This is a genomic window from Mycobacterium paraintracellulare (genome assembly GCF_000276825.1).
In the GTDB taxonomy this organism is placed as follows: Bacteria; Actinomycetota; Actinomycetes; order Mycobacteriales; family Mycobacteriaceae; genus Mycobacterium; species Mycobacterium intracellulare.
Map to the genome: position 1 here is coordinate 554,393 of NC_016948.1, position 16,290 is coordinate 570,682.

16 protein-coding genes are annotated in these 16,290 nt (G+C 68.2%); 7 read left to right on the plus strand and 9 right to left on the minus strand.

The window, feature by feature from the left end:
- Positions 1-10: 10 nt before the first annotated feature.
- Positions 11-1,006 (minus strand): Zn-ribbon domain-containing OB-fold protein, encoded by a 996-nt coding sequence (locus tag OCQ_RS02775; RefSeq protein ID WP_008263702.1) that lies wholly within the window; start codon positions 1,004-1,006, stop codon positions 11-13.
- 63 nt (positions 1,007-1,069) lie between these two features.
- Between OCQ_RS02775 and OCQ_RS02780 the strand changes: the two genes are divergently transcribed.
- Positions 1,070-2,101, plus strand: coding sequence for an LLM class F420-dependent oxidoreductase (locus tag OCQ_RS02780; protein ID WP_008263710.1), 1,032 nt, complete (start codon positions 1,070-1,072; stop codon positions 2,099-2,101).
- Positions 2,102-2,241: 140 nt separating this feature from the next.
- On the opposite strand, the gene OCQ_RS02785 is transcribed toward OCQ_RS02780, so the two are convergent.
- On the minus strand, positions 2,242-2,964 hold the full coding sequence (locus OCQ_RS02785) for an acetoacetate decarboxylase family protein (protein WP_008263712.1): 723 nt from the start codon (positions 2,962-2,964) through the stop codon (positions 2,242-2,244).
- A gap of 42 nt (positions 2,965-3,006) precedes the next feature.
- Here OCQ_RS02785 and OCQ_RS02790 point away from each other — a divergent pair, with 42 nt between their 5' ends.
- A complete protein-coding gene (locus OCQ_RS02790; RefSeq protein ID WP_008263713.1) occupies positions 3,007-4,230 on the plus strand; it encodes a cytochrome P450 in 1,224 nt (407 codons plus the stop codon).
- A 69-nt stretch (positions 4,231-4,299) separates the two neighbouring features.
- On the opposite strand, the gene OCQ_RS02795 is transcribed toward OCQ_RS02790, so the two are convergent.
- Both OCQ_RS02795 and OCQ_RS02800 read right to left on the minus strand, forming a co-directional pair.
- Positions 4,300-5,136 carry a DUF559 domain-containing protein gene (locus OCQ_RS02795; RefSeq protein ID WP_008263715.1) on the minus strand — a complete coding sequence of 279 codons (837 nt, stop codon included), beginning with the start codon at positions 5,134-5,136 and terminating at the stop codon, positions 4,300-4,302.
- Between the two features lie 104 nt (positions 5,137-5,240).
- On the minus strand, positions 5,241-5,975 hold the full coding sequence (locus OCQ_RS02800; protein WP_230493367.1) for a crotonase/enoyl-CoA hydratase family protein: 735 nt from the start codon (positions 5,973-5,975) through the stop codon (positions 5,241-5,243).
- Positions 5,976-6,117: 142 nt separating this feature from the next.
- Here OCQ_RS02800 and OCQ_RS02805 point away from each other — a divergent pair, with 142 nt between their 5' ends.
- From OCQ_RS02805 to OCQ_RS02820, 4 genes are read left to right on the plus strand one after another with little or no spacing between them, the layout of a single operon-like run.
- Entirely contained in the window at positions 6,118-7,770 is a 1,653-nt protein-coding gene (locus OCQ_RS02805; protein WP_008263720.1) for an acyl-CoA synthetase, read from the plus strand.
- Between the two features lie 30 nt (positions 7,771-7,800).
- Complete coding sequence (locus OCQ_RS02810; RefSeq protein ID WP_008263722.1) at positions 7,801-8,568, plus strand: fructosamine kinase family protein; 768 nt, start codon at positions 7,801-7,803, stop codon at positions 8,566-8,568.
- A 36-nt stretch (positions 8,569-8,604) separates the two neighbouring features.
- Positions 8,605-9,429 carry an amidohydrolase family protein gene (locus tag OCQ_RS02815; RefSeq protein ID WP_008263723.1) on the plus strand — a complete coding sequence of 275 codons (825 nt, stop codon included), beginning with the start codon at positions 8,605-8,607 and terminating at the stop codon, positions 9,427-9,429.
- Positions 9,426-10,976 (plus strand): acetolactate synthase large subunit, encoded by a 1,551-nt coding sequence (locus tag OCQ_RS02820; protein ID WP_008263726.1) that lies wholly within the window; start codon positions 9,426-9,428, stop codon positions 10,974-10,976. Before OCQ_RS02815 ends, OCQ_RS02820 begins: the two co-directional genes overlap by 4 nt.
- Here the strand turns inward: OCQ_RS02820 and OCQ_RS02825 are convergent.
- The 5 genes from OCQ_RS02825 to OCQ_RS02840 form a co-directional block, all read right to left on the minus strand.
- On the minus strand, positions 10,962-11,675 hold the full coding sequence (locus OCQ_RS02825; RefSeq protein WP_008263728.1) for a serine hydrolase family protein: 714 nt from the start codon (positions 11,673-11,675) through the stop codon (positions 10,962-10,964). The genes OCQ_RS02820 and OCQ_RS02825 overlap by 15 nt on opposite strands.
- 91 nt (positions 11,676-11,766) lie before the next feature.
- Positions 11,767-11,985 (minus strand): hypothetical protein, encoded by a 219-nt coding sequence (locus OCQ_RS25745; RefSeq protein WP_008263729.1) that lies wholly within the window; start codon positions 11,983-11,985, stop codon positions 11,767-11,769.
- Positions 11,986-12,044: 59 nt separating this feature from the next.
- The gene (fadD17, locus tag OCQ_RS02830; RefSeq protein WP_014383775.1) at positions 12,045-13,556 is read right to left on the minus strand and encodes a long-chain-fatty-acid--CoA ligase FadD17; all 1,512 of its coding nucleotides are present in this window, start codon (positions 13,554-13,556) and stop codon (positions 12,045-12,047) included.
- Between the two features lie 5 nt (positions 13,557-13,561).
- Positions 13,562-14,659, minus strand: a complete 1,098-nt coding sequence (locus OCQ_RS02835; protein ID WP_008263732.1) for an acyl-CoA dehydrogenase family protein — start codon at positions 14,657-14,659, stop codon at positions 13,562-13,564.
- Positions 14,660-14,688: 29 nt separating this feature from the next.
- Complete coding sequence (locus tag OCQ_RS02840; protein ID WP_008263734.1) at positions 14,689-15,870, minus strand: acyl-CoA dehydrogenase; 1,182 nt, start codon at positions 15,868-15,870, stop codon at positions 14,689-14,691.
- Positions 15,871-16,082: 212 nt separating this feature from the next.
- Here OCQ_RS02840 and OCQ_RS02845 point away from each other — a divergent pair, with 212 nt between their 5' ends.
- A complete protein-coding gene (locus OCQ_RS02845) occupies positions 16,083-16,274 on the plus strand; it encodes a ferredoxin (RefSeq protein ID WP_003877155.1) in 192 nt (63 codons plus the stop codon).
- Positions 16,275-16,290: the final 16 nt, after the last annotated feature.

Below are 16,290 nucleotides of genomic sequence, written 5' to 3' on the forward strand. Positions count from 1 at the left end.
GGTAAGCCCTTTACAGGTGGTGCTTGTAGGTGTCGTAGTCGGCGTCGGGTTCCCCGGTCGGCCGGAAGTACTCGATGTTGTCGATGCCAAAACCCCACTCCTCGCGGGGTTTCCACACCGCTTCCACGCGCATGCCCATCCGTACCTCGTGCGCGTCGATGTCGGCGACGAGATGCAGGAACGGGATGTCGGCCCCATCGAGCAGCACATAGGCGGCCACGTAGGGCGGCTTGATGCGCTGGCCCTGGAACGGGATGTTGATGATCGCGAACGTCGTCACGGTGCCCTTGTCCGGCAGCTCGACGAAGTCGGTGGTCGGCTGGCCGGTCGCCGGGTCGGCGCCGTGGGGCGGGAAGTACACCTTGCCGTTCTCGCCCGTCTTCGCGCCCAGCAGCTTGCCCTGGGCGATGGCCCGCAGGTAGGCGCTCTCCTCGTGCGAGGCGCTGTGCTGGATGGTCAGCGAGACGGGCGTGACGATCATGGTCACGGGGTCCTTGTCGCCGTCCGACTGCTCCGCGACGGCTTCGGCTTCCTCCCCCAGCTCGAAATAGGCGATGTCGGTGATGGCGCCCACCGGTTCGTCCACCCAGTGCACGTGCACGCGGGAGCCGGTCTTGATGGCCTTGGGCTCGCCCGCATCCACCGCATGGATCAGCGGGGTGTCGGCGCCGTCGAGCTTGATCAGCGCCCAGGCGAACGGCCGGTCGAGCGGCTGGCCCTCGATCGGTTCGGGCTGCCAGGTCCACGAGACGACGGTGCCGACACTGGATACCGGTACCATCTCGCCCAGCGGCTCGTAGGTGACCGGGTCATATTCCGGCGGCGGCACGTGCACCCGGCCATCCGACCCGCGCACCCCGAGGACGTGGCGGTCACGCAGTGCGGTGAAGAACTTGCTCAGCGTGGGGCCGACCGAACGGGTGTAGTCGAAGGCCAACGTCAGTGGCGCGGAGAGCGGTGGCTCAGGGTGATCCATCAGGGGCGGGCTACTCGAGCTGGCTGTCACGCCATCGAGTAGAACAGGTTCTAAGAACGGATTCAACATCGGGTCTGCGGAAGGGTGACGACGATGAAGCTGGGACTGCAGCTGGGATATTGGGGCGCGCAGCCGCCGCAGAACCACGGTGAGCTCGTCGCCGCGGCAGAGGAGGCCGGCTACGACGCCGTCTTCACCGCCGAGGCGTGGGGATCCGACGCCTACACGCCGCTGGCCTGGTTGGGTTCGTCGACGTCCCGGGTGCGGCTGGGCACCTCGGTGGTTCAGCTGTCCGCGCGGACCCCGACGGCCTGCGCGATGGCGGCTCTGACGCTGGACCACCTGTCCGGCGGCCGGCACGTGCTCGGCCTCGGCGTCTCGGGGCCGCAGGTGGTCGAGGGCTGGTATGGCCAGTCGTTCCCCAAGCCGCTGGCCCGCACCCGGGAATACATCGACATCGTCCGGCAGGTGTGGGCGCGGGAGGCGCCGGTGACCAGCGCCGGTCCGCACTACCCGCTGCCGCTGACGGGCGAGCGCGCAACGGGTCTGGGCAAGCCGCTCAAGCCGATCACTCATCCGCTGCGGGCCGACATCCCGATCATGCTGGGCGCCGAGGGGCCGAAGAACGTCGCGCTGGCCGCCGAGATCTGCGACGGCTGGCTGCCGATCTTCTACACGCCGCGCATGGCCGATACCTACAACGAGTGGCTGGACGAGGGGTTCGCCCGCCCGGGCGCGCGCCGCAGCCGCGAGGACTTCGAGATCTGCGCGACGGCCAACATCGTCATCACCGAGGACCGCAGCGCCGCGTTCGCGGCCATGAAGCCCTATATCGCGCTCTACATGGGCGGCATGGGCGCCGAGGACACCAACTTCCACGCCGACGTCTACCGCCGGATGGGTTACGCCGAGGTGGTCGACGACGTGACGAAGCTGTTCCGCAGCAACCAGAAGGACAAGGCCGCCGAGATCATCCCGGACGAGGTGATCGACGACGCCGCGATCGTCGGCGACATCGACTACGTGCGTAAGCAGATCAAGGCCTGGGAGGCCGCCGGCGTGACCATGATGGTGGTGTCCGGGCGCAGTACAGAGCAGGTCCGCGAGCTGGCGAGCCTGATCTGACCCGTGCCCACCACGGACTAGAACACGTTCTACTTTTCTTGCCAGCGGCTGAGAACGCGTTCTAGATTGTCCGGATGGCGCGCCCGACGACGATGCAGAGCGGAGGGGAGGAGCCGGGCGATCGACACCGGTCCGGCCGGTCAGCCGAGCGGGTGGGCGTCGCCGAATGTCATCTCGACGTGGCCGACGGATCCAGAGATCATCGCCCGCTTCGGCAGGCCCAGCGACGCCAGCTCCTTGGCGTAGGCGTGATCGCCCAGTCGCAGCGTCGCGCCGCCGAGCTGACCGCGCAGCCCGCGCACCCGCATCTCCCAGGGCACCTCCCGGGTTGTGCCGTCGGCGTAGGTGTAGGTCTTGAGGACCTGCGGACGCGAGGTGAACACCGATGGCACCGGCAATCCCCGGGCGAAGTCGATGCCCGCGATGTGCGCGCCGTCGGCGCTGACGTCGAATCCGAACCGGCCCTGCTCGCGAACGGTGAAGTCGGCCATGATCTTCGGGAAGCCCCAGATGGACCGTCCCGCCTCCAGGGTGAAGCTCTGGTCGACCGGCAGGTGGTGGATGAACGCGGCCGCGTCGCCCAGCGCCCGCCAGCCGCTTGCCGTCGAGCCGGGGGGATTGACCATCACGCAGGTGCCGAATTCGTGGTACTGCCCCAGGTCGCCGTCGATGTAGCGGGCCAGCATCAGGTTGACCACCGCCCGGCCCGGGCGGTGCTGGCAGACTTTCAGACCGCTGTAGTCGATAAGGCGTTGGGCCGCTTGCGCATCCACCGAAAACATCGCGGTGTGCACGTCCGCTTTACGTATCCGCACCGGCATGGTGAGGACTGTCCCCGCAACGATGTGTTGTGACTCAGCCATGCCGGTTACTGTAATCCGTTCGTCAACACTTGGAGGCTGTAGATGACTTCGACCATCCCGGAAGCAATCTCGAACATCGACCTGACCGACGGCAATTTCTACGCCGATCGTCACACCTCGCGTGAGGCCTATCGCTGGATGCGCGCCAACCAGCCGGTGTTTCGCGATCGCAACGGGCTGGCCGGCGCGACCACTTATCAGGCCATCCTCGACGCGGAACGCAATCCGGAGCTGTTCTCCAGCACCGGCGGCATCCGTCCCGACCAGCCCGGCATGCCCTACATGATCGACATGGACGATCCCGCACATCTGTTGCGGCGCAAGCTCGTCAACGCGGGCTTCACCCGCAAGCGGGTCAAGGAGAAGGAGCCGTCGATCGCGAAGCTGTGCGACACCCTCATCGATGCCGTGTGTGAGCGCGGCGAGTGTGACTTCGTCCGCGATATCGCCGCCCCGCTGCCGATGGCGGTGATCGGCGACATGCTGGGCGTGCTGCCCACCGAACGCAGCATGCTGTTGAAGTGGTCCGACGATCTGGTCTGCGGGCTGAGTTCGCACATCGACCCGACGTCGGAAACGGCCCAGGCGGTGATGGCCGCATTCGCGGCGTACACCGAATTCACCACGAGCATCATCACCAAGCGGCGCGCCGAACCCACCGACGACCTGTTCTCCATCCTGGTGAACGCCGAGGTGGAGGGGCAGCGGATGTCCGACGACGAGATCGTCATGGAGACACTGCTCATCCTCATCGGCGGCGACGAGACCACCAGGCACACGTTGAGCGGGGGGACCGAACAGCTGGTGCGCCACCGCGATCAGTGGGATGCCCTGGTGCGCGACCCCTCGTTGCTTCCGGGTGCGATCGAGGAGATGCTGCGCTGGACGTCGCCGGTCAAGAACATGTGCAGAACCCTGACCGCCGACACCGAATTCCACGGCACCTCGCTGCGCGAGGGCGAGAAGATCATGCTGCTGTTCGAGTCGGGCAACTTCGACGAGTCGGTGTTCGAGGATCCGGACAGCTTCGACATCCGGCGAAACCCGAACAGCCACATGGCTTTCGGCTTCGGAACGCATTTCTGCCTGGGCAACCAGCTGGCCCGCCTCGAGCTGTCGATGATGACCGAGCGGGTGCTCAAGCGACTGCCGGACCTCAGGCTGGCCGACGACGACTCGACCCTGCCGCTGCGACCGGCGAACTTCGTCAGTGGCCTGGAGGCCATGCCGGTGGTGTTCACGCCGAGCGCGCCGCTGCTGGGTTGATCGCGTTAGAGCCATCTTTCGCCGAGCGTGCACACATGGCGAGATTTCGTTTGATTTCCCGCCCTGAGATCACGTTCGGCGCGCCCACGCCGCTGCCACCCTGGCGATGACGCCGCCCGGCGTGTCTTCGATCGTGACGCGAACGACCGTCCAACCAATCTCCGCCAGGGTCTTCGCGCGTCGAATGTCCTTGTTGAATTGCCGCTGATCGGTGCGGTGATGGTCGCCTTCGTACTCGACGGCCACTTTGATGTCCTGCCAACCCATATCGAGACAGGCGATCAGAGCGCCGTAGTCATAAACCGGTATTTGAGTCTGCGGCCGCGGGAAACCCGCGCGGATCAGCAGCAGCCGCAGCCATGTCTCGCGGGGAGATTCGGCGCCCTTGTCGACAAGCGGCAGCGCGACGCGCGCACGCGCGATGCCCCGTCGGCCTCGGTACCGCTCGCCGAGTGAGTCGACCTCGCTCACCTTGAGATCGGTTGCGCGCGCGAGCGCGTCGATGGCTGCGACCGCCCGATCGACGGGATATCGGCAGGCGAGGTCGAGAGCCGTCCGCGCGGGCGTCGTCACCCGTAGGCCGGCGATCGTTTGTATCTCGTGCTCAAACAGCGAATCCGACCACGTGTCAATACCGGCCGGCGGGCGGCGGTGTTGATAGACCAACTGCGCGGGCGCCCGGTGGTCGACCCATTTGGCCCCATGCAGTGCCGAGGCGGAGCGCCCTGCGACGATGCCCCGTCGCCGCGACCACAGCCACGCGGCGCATGCGCGTCTTGTGGCGGTCAGTTCCGTGGCGGGGTCCACGTAGACGTCGGGGTGCAACGCGACGAACCGGCTCCGCAGCCGGTACCGGGTCAGGGTGCCGGCTGCGAGCGCCTCGCTGCCGATGAAGGGTTCGCGCACGCAAGCAGTGTGGCGTCAAGGACTGACAGCGACGCCGAGCGTGACGGCAGGGCGAAAAATCGGCCGAAAAGTCGCCGTGACGTCACGTTCGGCGGAGAGGGGACCTAGCGGTTTTGGAAGTTGGGCTTGCGCTTCTCGGCGAACGCCCGGGGGCCCTCCTTGGAGTCCTCGGACAGGAACACCGGTATCCCGTTTGCGGTATCGGGCTTGAAGGCCTCTTCCTCGTGCATCCCCTCGGTCTCGCGGATCGTCTTGAGGATCGCCTGGACGGCCAGCGGGCCGTTGTTCTCGATGACCTCGGCGATTTCGAGGGCCTTGGTCAGCGCCTGCCCGTCGGGAACGACGTGGCCGATCAGGCCCATGTCCTTGGCCTCGGCGGCGGTGATGTGCCGTCCGGTCAGCAGCAGGTCGCACGCCACGGTGTAGGGAATCTGGCGCACCAGTCGCACCGCGGACCCGCCCATCGGGTACAGGCTCCACTTGGCCTCGGAGATGCCGAATTTGGCGCTCTCGCCGGCCACCCGGATGTCGGTGCCCTGCAGGATCTCCGTACCCCCGGCGATGGCCGGGCCCTCGACGGCGGCGATCAGCGGCTTTTTGAGCCGCCGGCCCTTGAGGAGGGCGTCGATCCGCGACGGGTCGTAGCTGCCGTCCTTGAATGACTCACCCGGCGGCTTCTGGGTCGCGGCCTTGAGGTCCATGCCCGCGCAGAAGTAGCCACCGGCACCGGTCAGGATGCAGCATCGGATGTCGGGATCGTTGTCGACGCGGTCCCAGGCCTGGACCATGATTTCCATCATTTCCGTGCTCAGGGCGTTGCGGCGGTGCGGCCGGTTCATGGTCACGATGAGGGTGTGACCACGCTGTTCCACGAGCGCGTCAGGACCGGTTTCCTCGTTTGCTGGCGCCTCGGTCACGGTTACCGCCTTTCCCTCGACAATGGACACGAGCTTGCCTCGAAATGTAACACGTTCTAATTTGGTGGCCGTGGCCTTGAATATTGCCGATCTAGCAGAGCACGCCATCGACGCTGTGCCCGAGCGTGTCGCCCTGATCTGCGGCGACGAGAAGTTGACCTACGCCCAACTGGAGGAGAAGGCCAACCGCCTTGCTCACTATCTGCTCGAGCAGGGGGTGAAAAAGGACGACAAGGTGGGCCTCTACTGCCGAAACCGCATCGAGATCGTCATCGCGATGCTCGGCATCGTCAAGGCGGGTGCCATCCTGGTGAACGTCAACTACCGCTACGTCGAGGGCGAGCTGCGCTACCTGTTCGACAACTCCGACATGGTCGCGCTGGTCCACGAGCGCCAGTACTCCGACCGGGTGGCCAACGTGCTGCCCGAGACTCCCAACGTCAAGACGATCCTGGTCGTCGAGGACGGCAGCGACAACGACTACCAGCGCTACGGCGGCGTCGAGTTCTACTCCGCGATCGCCCAGAGCTCACCCGAGCGCGACTTCGGCCCGCGCAGCGCCGACGACATCTACCTGCTCTACACGGGCGGCACCACCGGATTCCCGAAGGGCGTGATGTGGCGCCACGAGGACATCTACCGCGTGCTGTTCGGCGGAACCGACTTCGCCACAGGCGAATTCGTCAAGGACGAGTACGACCTGGCCAAAGCCGCCGCGGCCAATCCGCCGATGGTCCGCCACCCGATTCCGCCGATGATCCACGGCGCCACCCAGTCGGCGACCTGGATGTCGATCTTCTCGGGTCAAACCACGGTGCTGGCACCGGAATTCAACGCCGACGAGGTCTGGCGCACGATTCACGAGCACAAGGTGAACCTGCTGTTCTTCACCGGCGACGCGATGGCGCGGCCGCTGCTGGACGCGCTGCTGGCGCACCAGGAGAAGGGTAACGAGTACGACCTGTCGTCCCTGTTTTTGCTCGCCTCCACCGCGGCGCTGTTCTCGCCGAGCATCAAGGAGAAGTTCCTCGAGCTGCTGCCCAACCGGGTCATCACCGACTCGATCGGATCGTCGGAAACCGGATTCGGCGGCACCAGCGTCGTCGCCAAGGACGCGCCGCACAGCGGCGGCCCGCGCGTGACGATCGACCACCGCACCGTCGTCCTCGACGAGGACGGCAACGAGGTCAAGCCCGGCTCCGGCGTGCGCGGCTTTATCGCGAAGAAGGGCAACATTCCCGTCGGCTACTACAAGGACGAGAAGAAGACCGCCGAGACGTTCAAGACCATCAACGGCGTGCGCTACGCCATTCCCGGCGACTACGCGACGGTCGAGGAGGACGGCACCGTCACGATGCTGGGCCGCGGCTCGGTGTCGATCAACAGCGGCGGCGAGAAGATCTACCCCGAGGAGGTCGAGGCCGCGCTCAAGGGGCACCCCGACGTCTTCGACGCCCTGGTGGTCGGTGTGCCCGACGCCCGCTACGGCCAGCACGTCGCGGCCGTCGTCCAGCCGCGGCCGGGAACGCGGCCCCCGCTGTCGGAGCTGGACGCCTTCGTGCGTTCCGAGATCGCGGGATACAAAGTGCCGCGCAGCCTGTGGCTGGTCGACGAGGTCAAGCGCTCGCCCGCCGGCAAGCCCGACTACCGCTGGGCCAAGGAGCAGACCGAGGCGCGCCCGGCCGACGACGTGCACGCCGCTCACGTAACTGCATGACGCGCTCCAAGCGCTAGGACCGCGCGAGGCGTGACCGACTTCGTCAAGCACAACCCGGACGCGCCCGCCCGGTTCTTCGCCGCGGAAGCCGCTGGCCTGCAATGGCTTTCCGGCGCCGACGGCGGCGTGCCCTGCGCGCAAGTCGTCTCCGTCACGATGACGAGCCTGACGCTGCGCCGCCTCGGCTCGGTGTACCCGACCCCCGAGGCGGCGCGTGAGTTCGGTGGCCGACTCGCCGCCACGCACGACGCCGGCGCCGCCGGCTTTGGCGCCGGCCCCGACGGGTGGGACGGGCCCGGCTTCTTCGGACCCCTGTCGCAGCCCCTGCCGATGTCGCTGCGACCGCACCGACGCTGGGGCGAGTTCTATGCGCAGGAGCGGCTGGCCCCGATGGCCGAACTCGCCGCCGCGCGGCTCGACTCGTCGACCCGCGAGGTCGTCGACGCCGTCGCGGCGCGTTGCCGTGCGGGTGATTTCGACGACGACGACCCGCCGGCCCGCCTGCACGGCGACCTGTGGAGCGGCAACGTGATGTGGACGCCCGCCGGGGTGGTGCTGATCGACCCGGCCGCGCACGGCGGTCACCGCGAGACCGACCTGGCGATGCTCGCGCTGTTCGGCTGCCCGCATCTCGACGCCGTCATCGACGGTTACCGGCGGGTGCGGCCGCTGCGACCCGGCTGGCGCGACCGTGTCGGGCTGCATCAGCTCTTCCCGCTGCTCGCCCATGTCGTGCTGTTCGGCGGCGGGTACGCGCGGCAGACCGACGCCGCCGCCCGCGCCGCGCTGGCCGCCTGAGCACCGCCCGCGGCGGCCGGGCTACTGTCGATCCCGATGACGATCGACGTCTGGATGCAACACCCGACGCAGCGGTTCCTGCGCAGCGACATGCTGGCGTCCCTGCGCCGCTGGACGGGCGGGTCGATCCCCGACACCGAGATCCCGATCGAGGTGACGCTGGCGTCGATGGATGCCGCCGGCGTGCAACTGGGCATACTCAGCGCCTGGCGCGGCCCGAACGGCCAAGACCTCGTCTCCAACGACGAGGTGGCGCAATGGATTGCCGCGCATCCGGACCGGTTCGCCGGGCTCGCCACCGTCGACCTCGACCGCCCGATGGAAGCGGTCCGGGAGTTGAGACGGCGCGTCGCAGAAGGATTCGTCGGCCTGCGGGTGGTGCCGTGGCTGTGGAACGCCCCGCCCACCGATCGCCGCTACTATCCGCTGTTCGCCCAGTGCGTCGAATCCGGCGTGCCGTTTTGCACCCAGGTCGGCCACACCGGCCCGCTGCGCCCCTCGGAGACCGGGCGCCCGATTCCCTACATCGACCAGGTCGCCCTCGACTTCCCGGAACTGGTGATCGTCTGCGGCCACGTCGGCTACCCGTGGACCGAGGAGATGGTCGCGGTGGCCCGCAAGCACGAAAACGTCTACATCGACACCTCGGCGTACACGATCGCGCGCCTGCCCGAAGAACTCATCATGTTCATGAAAACCCGTACCGGACAACGGAAGGTGTTGTTCGGCACCAATTACCCGATGATCGGCCACGAGCACGCGTTGGCGGGGCTGGACGACCTCGGGCTGTCCGACGAGGCCCGCCGAGACTTCTTGCGCGGCAATGCCGAACGACTGTTTCGACTGGAGGCAACCACGTGAATGGCGCCCAGGCCCTGATCAACACCCTGGTCGACGGCGGCGTCGACGTGTGTTTCGCCAACCCCGGCACGTCGGAGATGCACTTCGTCGCGGCCCTGGACAGTGTCCCGCGGATGCGCGGCGTGCTGGCCTTGTTCGAGGGGGTCGCCACCGGCGCGGCCGACGGTTATGCCCGCATCGCCGATCGGCCCGCGGCCGTGCTGCTGCACCTGGGCCCCGGATTGGGCAACGGCCTGGCCAATCTGCACAACGCGCGCCGCGCCCGGGTCCCGATGGTGGTGGTGGTCGGTGACCACGCCACCTATCACAAAAAGTACGACGCCCCACTGGAATCCGACATCGACGCCCTCGCCGGCACCGTCTCGGGTTGGGTGCGCCGAACGGGTGACGCCTCCCAGGTCTCGGCCGACGCCGTCGAGGGCATCGCGGCCAGCCGGTGGGGTTCACAGATCTCGACGCTGATCCTGCCCGCCGACGTGTCCTGGTCCGACGGCGCCCAGCTGTTCTCCAACCTGGACGCACAGCCGGCGGGCGCCGACCCGTTGCTGGCCCCGGAAGTGGCCGAGGTGCTCGGCTCCGGAGAACCGACGGTGATCATGGTCGGCGGCGACGCCACCCGCCACGCCGGCCTGGCCGCGGCCACCCGGATCGCCGCGGCCACCGGCGCGCGGGTGCTGTGCGAGACCTTCCCCACCCGGCTCGAGCGCGGCGCCGGGATCCCCGCCGTCGACCGGCTGGCGTACTTCGCCGAGGCCGCCACGGCCCAGCTGGACGGCGCCAAACATCTGGTGCTGGCCGGCGCCAAGTCGCCGGTGTCGTTCTTCGCCTACCCCGGCATGCCCAGCGACCTGGTGCCCGCCGGTTGCGAGGTGCACGTGCTCGCCGAACACAGCGGCGCGGCGGATGCGTTGACCGCCTTGGCGGATCAGGTGGCGCCGGGAACGGTGGCGCCGGTGGCGGCCGCGTCGCGTCCCACGCTGCCGACCGGCGCACTGACGTCCGCGTCGGCGGCCGACGTGATCGGGGCGCTGCTGCCGGAACGGGCGATCGTGGTCGACGAGTCGAACACCTCCGGCCTGCTGCTCGCCCAGGCCACCGCCGGGGCGCCGGCGCATGACTGGCTGACCCTGACCGGCGGGGCGATCGGCTACGGCATTCCCGCGGCGGTCGGTGCGGCGATCGCCGCCCCGGATCGCCCGGTGCTGTGCCTGGAATCCGACGGCTCCGCCATGTACACCATTGCGGGGTTGTGGACCCAGGCGCGGGAGAACCTCGACGTCACCACCGTGCTGTACAACAACAGGGCCTACGACATCCTGCGCATCGAGCTGCAACGGGTCGGCGCCGGCTCGGCGCCCGGGCCCGAAGCACTGTCCCTGCTCGACTTAGCCGATCCCACAATGGATTTCGTCAAGATCAGCGAGGGCATGGGGGTGCCGGCCCGGCGCGTCACCACCGCTGAGGAGTTCGCCGACGCGCTGCGCGCCGCGTTCGCAGAAGCCGGACCGCACCTGATCGACGCCGTGGTGCCGTCAATAACGGGCTAGGGTCGGCAGCCGGCTCAGCAACCAGTCCGTCATCGTATTGACCACGTCGACGCCGGTCTCGAACGCGCCGTCGTGCGCGTCCGCCGCCAGTGCCACACCCCACTGCCCGGACGGGGTGGGGACGATCCCGAATTGCCGGACCAGGTACTCGCCGTGCACTCCGGGCCCCCAACCCCCTTTCGCGGCAATCCCTTTGGCGGCCAGCCCCCATTGGTCACCGCTGCTGAGTCGTTGCATCAGGTCGATCACCTCGGCGGCGTCGGGGATGGTCGGCAGCTCCGCGGCGAACCGCGCCTGGCGCTGCAGGTTCCACTGGGTTTGGCCGAAAGCGGTGAAACCACGGCGAAGTCGGCGCGATTCGACCACCGTCGCGGTGTCACCGCCCTCGGCCACCACCGCCTGAACCTGCCGTGCCGCGTCGGCCGGCTCGCCCAACTGCGACCACAACTGCTCGGATGCGCGATTGTCGGATTCGGTGATTGCCTTCACGGCAAAATCGCGGGCGCCCAGCCAATCGTTGCGCAGCGCCGCCACCGCCAGGGGCACTTTGATCGTCGACCATGCCACACCCGACCACCAGCTCCCCAGCGAAAATGTCCGGTCCGGCCGGGCGATCGCGATGCCGACGTTCGCCGGCGCCGCGGCGGAAAGCTGTTCGAAGCTGGCTTCCAGCGCGAGCTCGAGAGGCCGAGCCGTCATGCGCCGGTTCCGCTATCGGCGCGAATGACCGCGGCGCCGGGACGGGGGACCGGCGCATCAACCATCGCGTCTCCTTGTCGTTGCGGCATGTTCAGCGCGGCGGTAGCGGCGCGCCCTCCTCCGGCGGGGGAGGAGCTTCCCACGGTTCGGGGTCCGGCGTCGGCGGTGACCACACCAGCGGCGGGGGTGGCGGTGGCAGGGGAGGCGGCGGGGGCGGGTCCGCCGCGGCGACACCGGCACCCAGCCCGAGCGCGGCCCCAGCCAGCGACCCGACCAGGAGCGAGCGGGCGATCATTTCGCGGATTTTCATCGAGCGCTGAGTTTACTGCCTGGACGCCCACATCCCGCGATAACGCCCGTCCCGGGGCCCTAGCGGTGGATCTTCCAGACCGGATCGCCGCAGTCGACGCCCTGAGCGGCCAGTTGCCGCTTGAGCACCTTGAAGGTCACCGTGCGCGGGAGTTCGGTGCTGACCCGTACGTATGACGGCCATTGCTTGGGTCCCAAGTCCGGTTGCTCGGCCAAGAAGGTGCGGAACTTCTCGTCGTCGAACTCGGTGCCCGGCGCCATCACCACCGCGGCCATGACTTGGTCGCCGACGATCGCGTCGGGCACCGGGTACACCGCGACCTCGGTCAGGTCGGGGTGGCGCAGCAACACCCGCTCGATCGGCGCGGCGCCGAGGTTTTCGCCGTCGACGCGCATCCAATCACCCAGCCGCCCAGCGAAATACGCATAACCGGCGTCGTCACGGTAGGCGAGATCGCCGCTGTGGTAGACCCCGCCGGCCATCCGCTCGGCCTCGGCGGCGGCGTCGTTGTAATAACCCTCGAAACGGCCCGGCCCGGCGACGTTCACCAGTTCGCCGACCACGCCCGGTGGGCATGACGCGCCGGTGTCGGGATCGACGATGTCGATGCCCGGCGGGAGGGGGCCCAATGAACCCGGCGGTGTGTCCGGCGTGCGCGCGATGGCCACGCCGCCCTCGGTGGAACCGAACCCGTCCTGCACGACACACCCGAATCGGCGGGCGAAGCGCTCGATGTCATCGGGCACGCCTTCGTTGCCGTACACCGCGCGCAGCGGGTTGTCCGCATCGTCGGGCCGCTCGGGCGTGGCCAGTACATACGACAACGGCTTGCCGACGTAGTTCGCGTACGTGGCGCCGTAGCGGCGGACGTCGACGATGAAGTTCGAGGCGGAGAACTTGCGCCGCAAGGCCATTGAGCCCGCACACGCCGCCGCCACCGCCCAGCCGACCAGCACCGCGTTGGAATGAAACAGCGGCATCGACACGTAGCAGACGTCGTCGGGGCCGAGGCCGAAGCGCTGCGACATCGTCACGCCCGCGATCGCGACCTTGCCGTGGCTGCACTTGACCGCCTTGGGCTCGCCGCTGGTACCCGACGTGAAGATCAACATGAACAGATCCGCCGGCGCGGCGTCCTGAAAAACGATCGGGGCGTCGCGGTGCGCGGCCAGTTCGTCGGCCCACGCGACGGAGTCGGCGTTCAGGTGCTCGATATCACCCAGCGTCTCAGACGATTTGGAGTCGGCGAGCACCAATTGGCAGTCGGCCCGGGCGATGTCGCGCTGCAGCGCCTCGCCGCGGCGCACCGGGTTGAGCCCGACCGGCACGATCCCCGACATTCCCGCCGCGACCAGCATCGCCGAGAAGAAGGGCGTGTTCTCCAGCAGCACTCCGACGTGGGGTGGCCGGGTGGGGTCGAGCCGCTTACGCAGCGCCGCGGCGATCGCGGCACCCTGCTGCAGGTGATCGCGCCAGCTGGTGAACGAGTCCTCGAAGTAGATACCCCGGTCGTCGATCTCGGTCAGCGGCGCCAGCAGCTTGGTGACCGTCAGGTCGTCGGTGAGCTCCATTTCGCCTAGGCGGGCGTCTCCGCCAGCTCGCGCCCGATGCGGCGCAGCTGCCCGGTGGCACCGCCCAGCGCGAACTCAATCTCCTTGGCGGCCAGGAAGTATCGGTGCGCGGGGTGATCGGTGTCGACGCCGACGCCGCCGTGCACGTGCACGATGGTGTGCGCCACCCGGTGACCGGCGTCGGCGGCCCAAAACGCCGCGCTGGCGACGTCGATCTCCGCCGGAATGTCCTCGGAGACTCGCCAGGCCGCCTGGGTGAGCGTCAGCCGCAACCCCTTGACGTCGATGTAGCCGTCGGCCAGCCGCTGCGAGACCGCCTGGAAGCTGCCGATCGGCCGGTCGAACTGCTCACGTTCGCGCGCGTATTCGGCGGTCATCTGCAGGCCACGCTCGAGCACCCCGAGCTGGAAAGCGCTGCGGCCCAACGTGCCCAGCGTGCCGAGCCAGGTCGCCACCTCGGCGCCGCCGACCCTGCGGCCGCCGTCCACCTCGGTGCCGTCCAGTGCGAGGTGCCCGACGCTGCCCAGGCCGGTGGTCTGCAGGGCCGTCACCGTGACGCCGGGATCGTCGGCGGCAACCAGGAAAACCGCCGTGCCGGCATCCGTTTCGGCGGGGACCAGGAACGCGTCGGCCACCGGGCCGAAACCGACCTGGGTGCGCGTGCCGGTCAGCCGGTAACCGGCGCCGGCGCTTAGCGCCTGCACCGGGCCCTCGCCCATCTCGCCGTCGAGCGCGATGCTCAGGGTCTTCTCGCCGTTGACCGCCGGCACGCCCCAGTTCTGCTGCAGCTCTTCGGAGCCGAACCGGGCCAGCGCCCCGGCGCCCAGCACCACCGACTCCAGGTAGGGCACCGCGGCCAGCTGATGGCCCAGCGCGACCAGGATCGCGATCTGCTCGAGCGCGCCGAAACCGTCGCCGCCCAGCGATGACGCCGACGCGCTGGACAGGATGCCGGCGTCGATCAGCTTTCGCCACAGGTCGCGATCGAACCGCTGATCGAGCCCGTCCAGCTCGCGCTGGTGTTCGGGGGTGCACACCGAGTCCACGATCGTGTCGACCAGGTTGCCGAGGTCGTTCGCCGCTTCGGTTGTCGTGAAATCCATGAACGTCCGTCCTTCTATTACGTAGCGGCTCAGCGGTTGCGGGGCAGACCGAGGGCGACCATGCCGATGATGTCGCGCTGAACTTCGTTGGTGCCGCCTCCGAAGGTCAGGATCAGGCAGGCCCGGTGCATCCGCTCGACCCGGCCCCGCAGCAACGAGCCCGGCGAATTCTGGCGCACCGTCGCCGCGGTACCCAGCACCTCCATCAGCAGCCGGTAGGCCTCGGTGGCCAGCTCGGTGCCGTAGACCTTGGCCGCCGACGCGTCGGCGGGTGACAGGTCCTCACTCGCGGCCGAGGCCAGCTCCCAGTTGATCAGCTTGAGGACCTCGGCCTTGGCGTGCACCCGGGCCAGGTTGAGCTGCACCCACTCCGAGTCGATGAGCCGGGCGCCCCCGTCGTCCTTGGTGTTCTGCGCCCATTCGCGAACCTCGCGCAGGGCCAGGAAGATCGGTTGCGGCGACACCAGGGCGACGCGCTCGTGGTTGAGCTGGTTGGTCACCAGCTTCCAGCCGCCGTTCTCCTCGCCGATCAGGTTGGTCACCGGGACGCGGACGTCGGAGTAATAGGTGGCGCTGGTGTCCACACCGGCCATCGTGTGCACCGGGGTCCAGGAGAAACCCTCCGCGGTGGTCGGCACGGTCAGCATCGAAATCCCGCGGTGCTTCTTGGCGTCGGGGTTGGTGCGCACCGCCAACCACACCCAGTCGGCGTAGGCGATCAGGCTGGTCCACATCTTCTGGCCGTTGATGACGTAGTCGTCGCCGTCGCGCACCGCGGTCGTGCGCAGGTTGGCGAGGTCGGTGCCGGCGCCGGGCTCGGAGTAGCCGATCGAGAAGTGCAGCTCGCCCGCGGCGATCTTGGGCAGGAAGAACTTCTTCTGTTCCTCGGTGCCGAACGCCATGATGGTCGGCGCGACGCTGTTGATCGTCAGGAACGGCACCGGCACGCCGGCGATGGCGGCCTCGTCGGTGAAGATCAGCGAGTCCATCGGCGAGCGGTCCTGGCCGCCGTACTCCTTGGGCCAGTTCAGGGTGAGCCACCCGTCTTTGCCCATCTGCGCGACGGTGTCGCGATACGCCGTGCCGGTACCGACCTCGCCGCCCCCCGAGGAGGTCAGCGCCTCGCGACGCTCCGGGGTCATCAGGTTGGTGAAGTACGACCGCAGCTCGCGACGCAGCTCTTCTTGCTCAGGGGTGTAACTGATGCGCATTTCAGCCGTCCTTCAAGTCAACGACGTTTCCGAATACAACCCGCGTCACAGGCTGCAGCTCGACCAACGGCTACCCATTCGTCTTCCCGGTTGTAACACGTTCTAGTCTGGGAATCCAGCGACCGTTTCCCCAGCGGTGTCGGGGTCTTATGGTGGACCTACATACTGATGAGGCGAGTCCTGCGGTGAAGGCCAGGTTCAAGGAGGGTGCTGTGCGGGTGATCGTGGACCGTGACCGGTGCGAAGGTAACGCAGTGTGCTTGGGAATTGCCCCCGATATCTTCGACCTCGACGACGAGGATTACGCCGTGGTGAAGCTCGACCCGATTCCCGCCGATCAGGAGCAGTTGGCCGAGCAGGCGATCGCCGAATGCCCGCGCGCCGCGCTGTCCCGCGGCGACTGATCCGAGCCTAGAGCGC

Coding starts and splice junctions, on each gene's coding strand:
- OCQ_RS25745 (WP_008263729.1), bottom strand. CDS start 11,985: ATGAAAATCCGCGAAATGATCGCCCGCTCGCTCCTGGTCGGGTCGCTG.
- OCQ_RS02815 (WP_008263723.1), top strand. CDS start 8,605: ATGACGATCGACGTCTGGATGCAACACCCGACGCAGCGGTTCCTGCGC.
- OCQ_RS02790 (WP_008263713.1), top strand. CDS start 3,007: ATGACTTCGACCATCCCGGAAGCAATCTCGAACATCGACCTGACCGAC.
- OCQ_RS02800 (WP_230493367.1), bottom strand. CDS start 5,975: ATGAACCGGCCGCACCGCCGCAACGCCCTGAGCACGGAAATGATGGAA.
- fadD17 (WP_014383775.1), bottom strand. CDS start 13,556: ATGGAGCTCACCGACGACCTGACGGTCACCAAGCTGCTGGCGCCGCTG.
- OCQ_RS02780 (WP_008263710.1), top strand. CDS start 1,070: ATGAAGCTGGGACTGCAGCTGGGATATTGGGGCGCGCAGCCGCCGCAG.
- OCQ_RS02825 (WP_008263728.1), bottom strand. CDS start 11,675: ATGACGGCTCGGCCTCTCGAGCTCGCGCTGGAAGCCAGCTTCGAACAG.
- OCQ_RS02840 (WP_008263734.1), bottom strand. CDS start 15,870: ATGCGCATCAGTTACACCCCTGAGCAAGAAGAGCTGCGTCGCGAGCTG.
- OCQ_RS02785 (WP_008263712.1), bottom strand. CDS start 2,964: ATGGCTGAGTCACAACACATCGTTGCGGGGACAGTCCTCACCATGCCG.
- OCQ_RS02835 (WP_008263732.1), bottom strand. CDS start 14,659: ATGGATTTCACGACAACCGAAGCGGCGAACGACCTCGGCAACCTGGTC.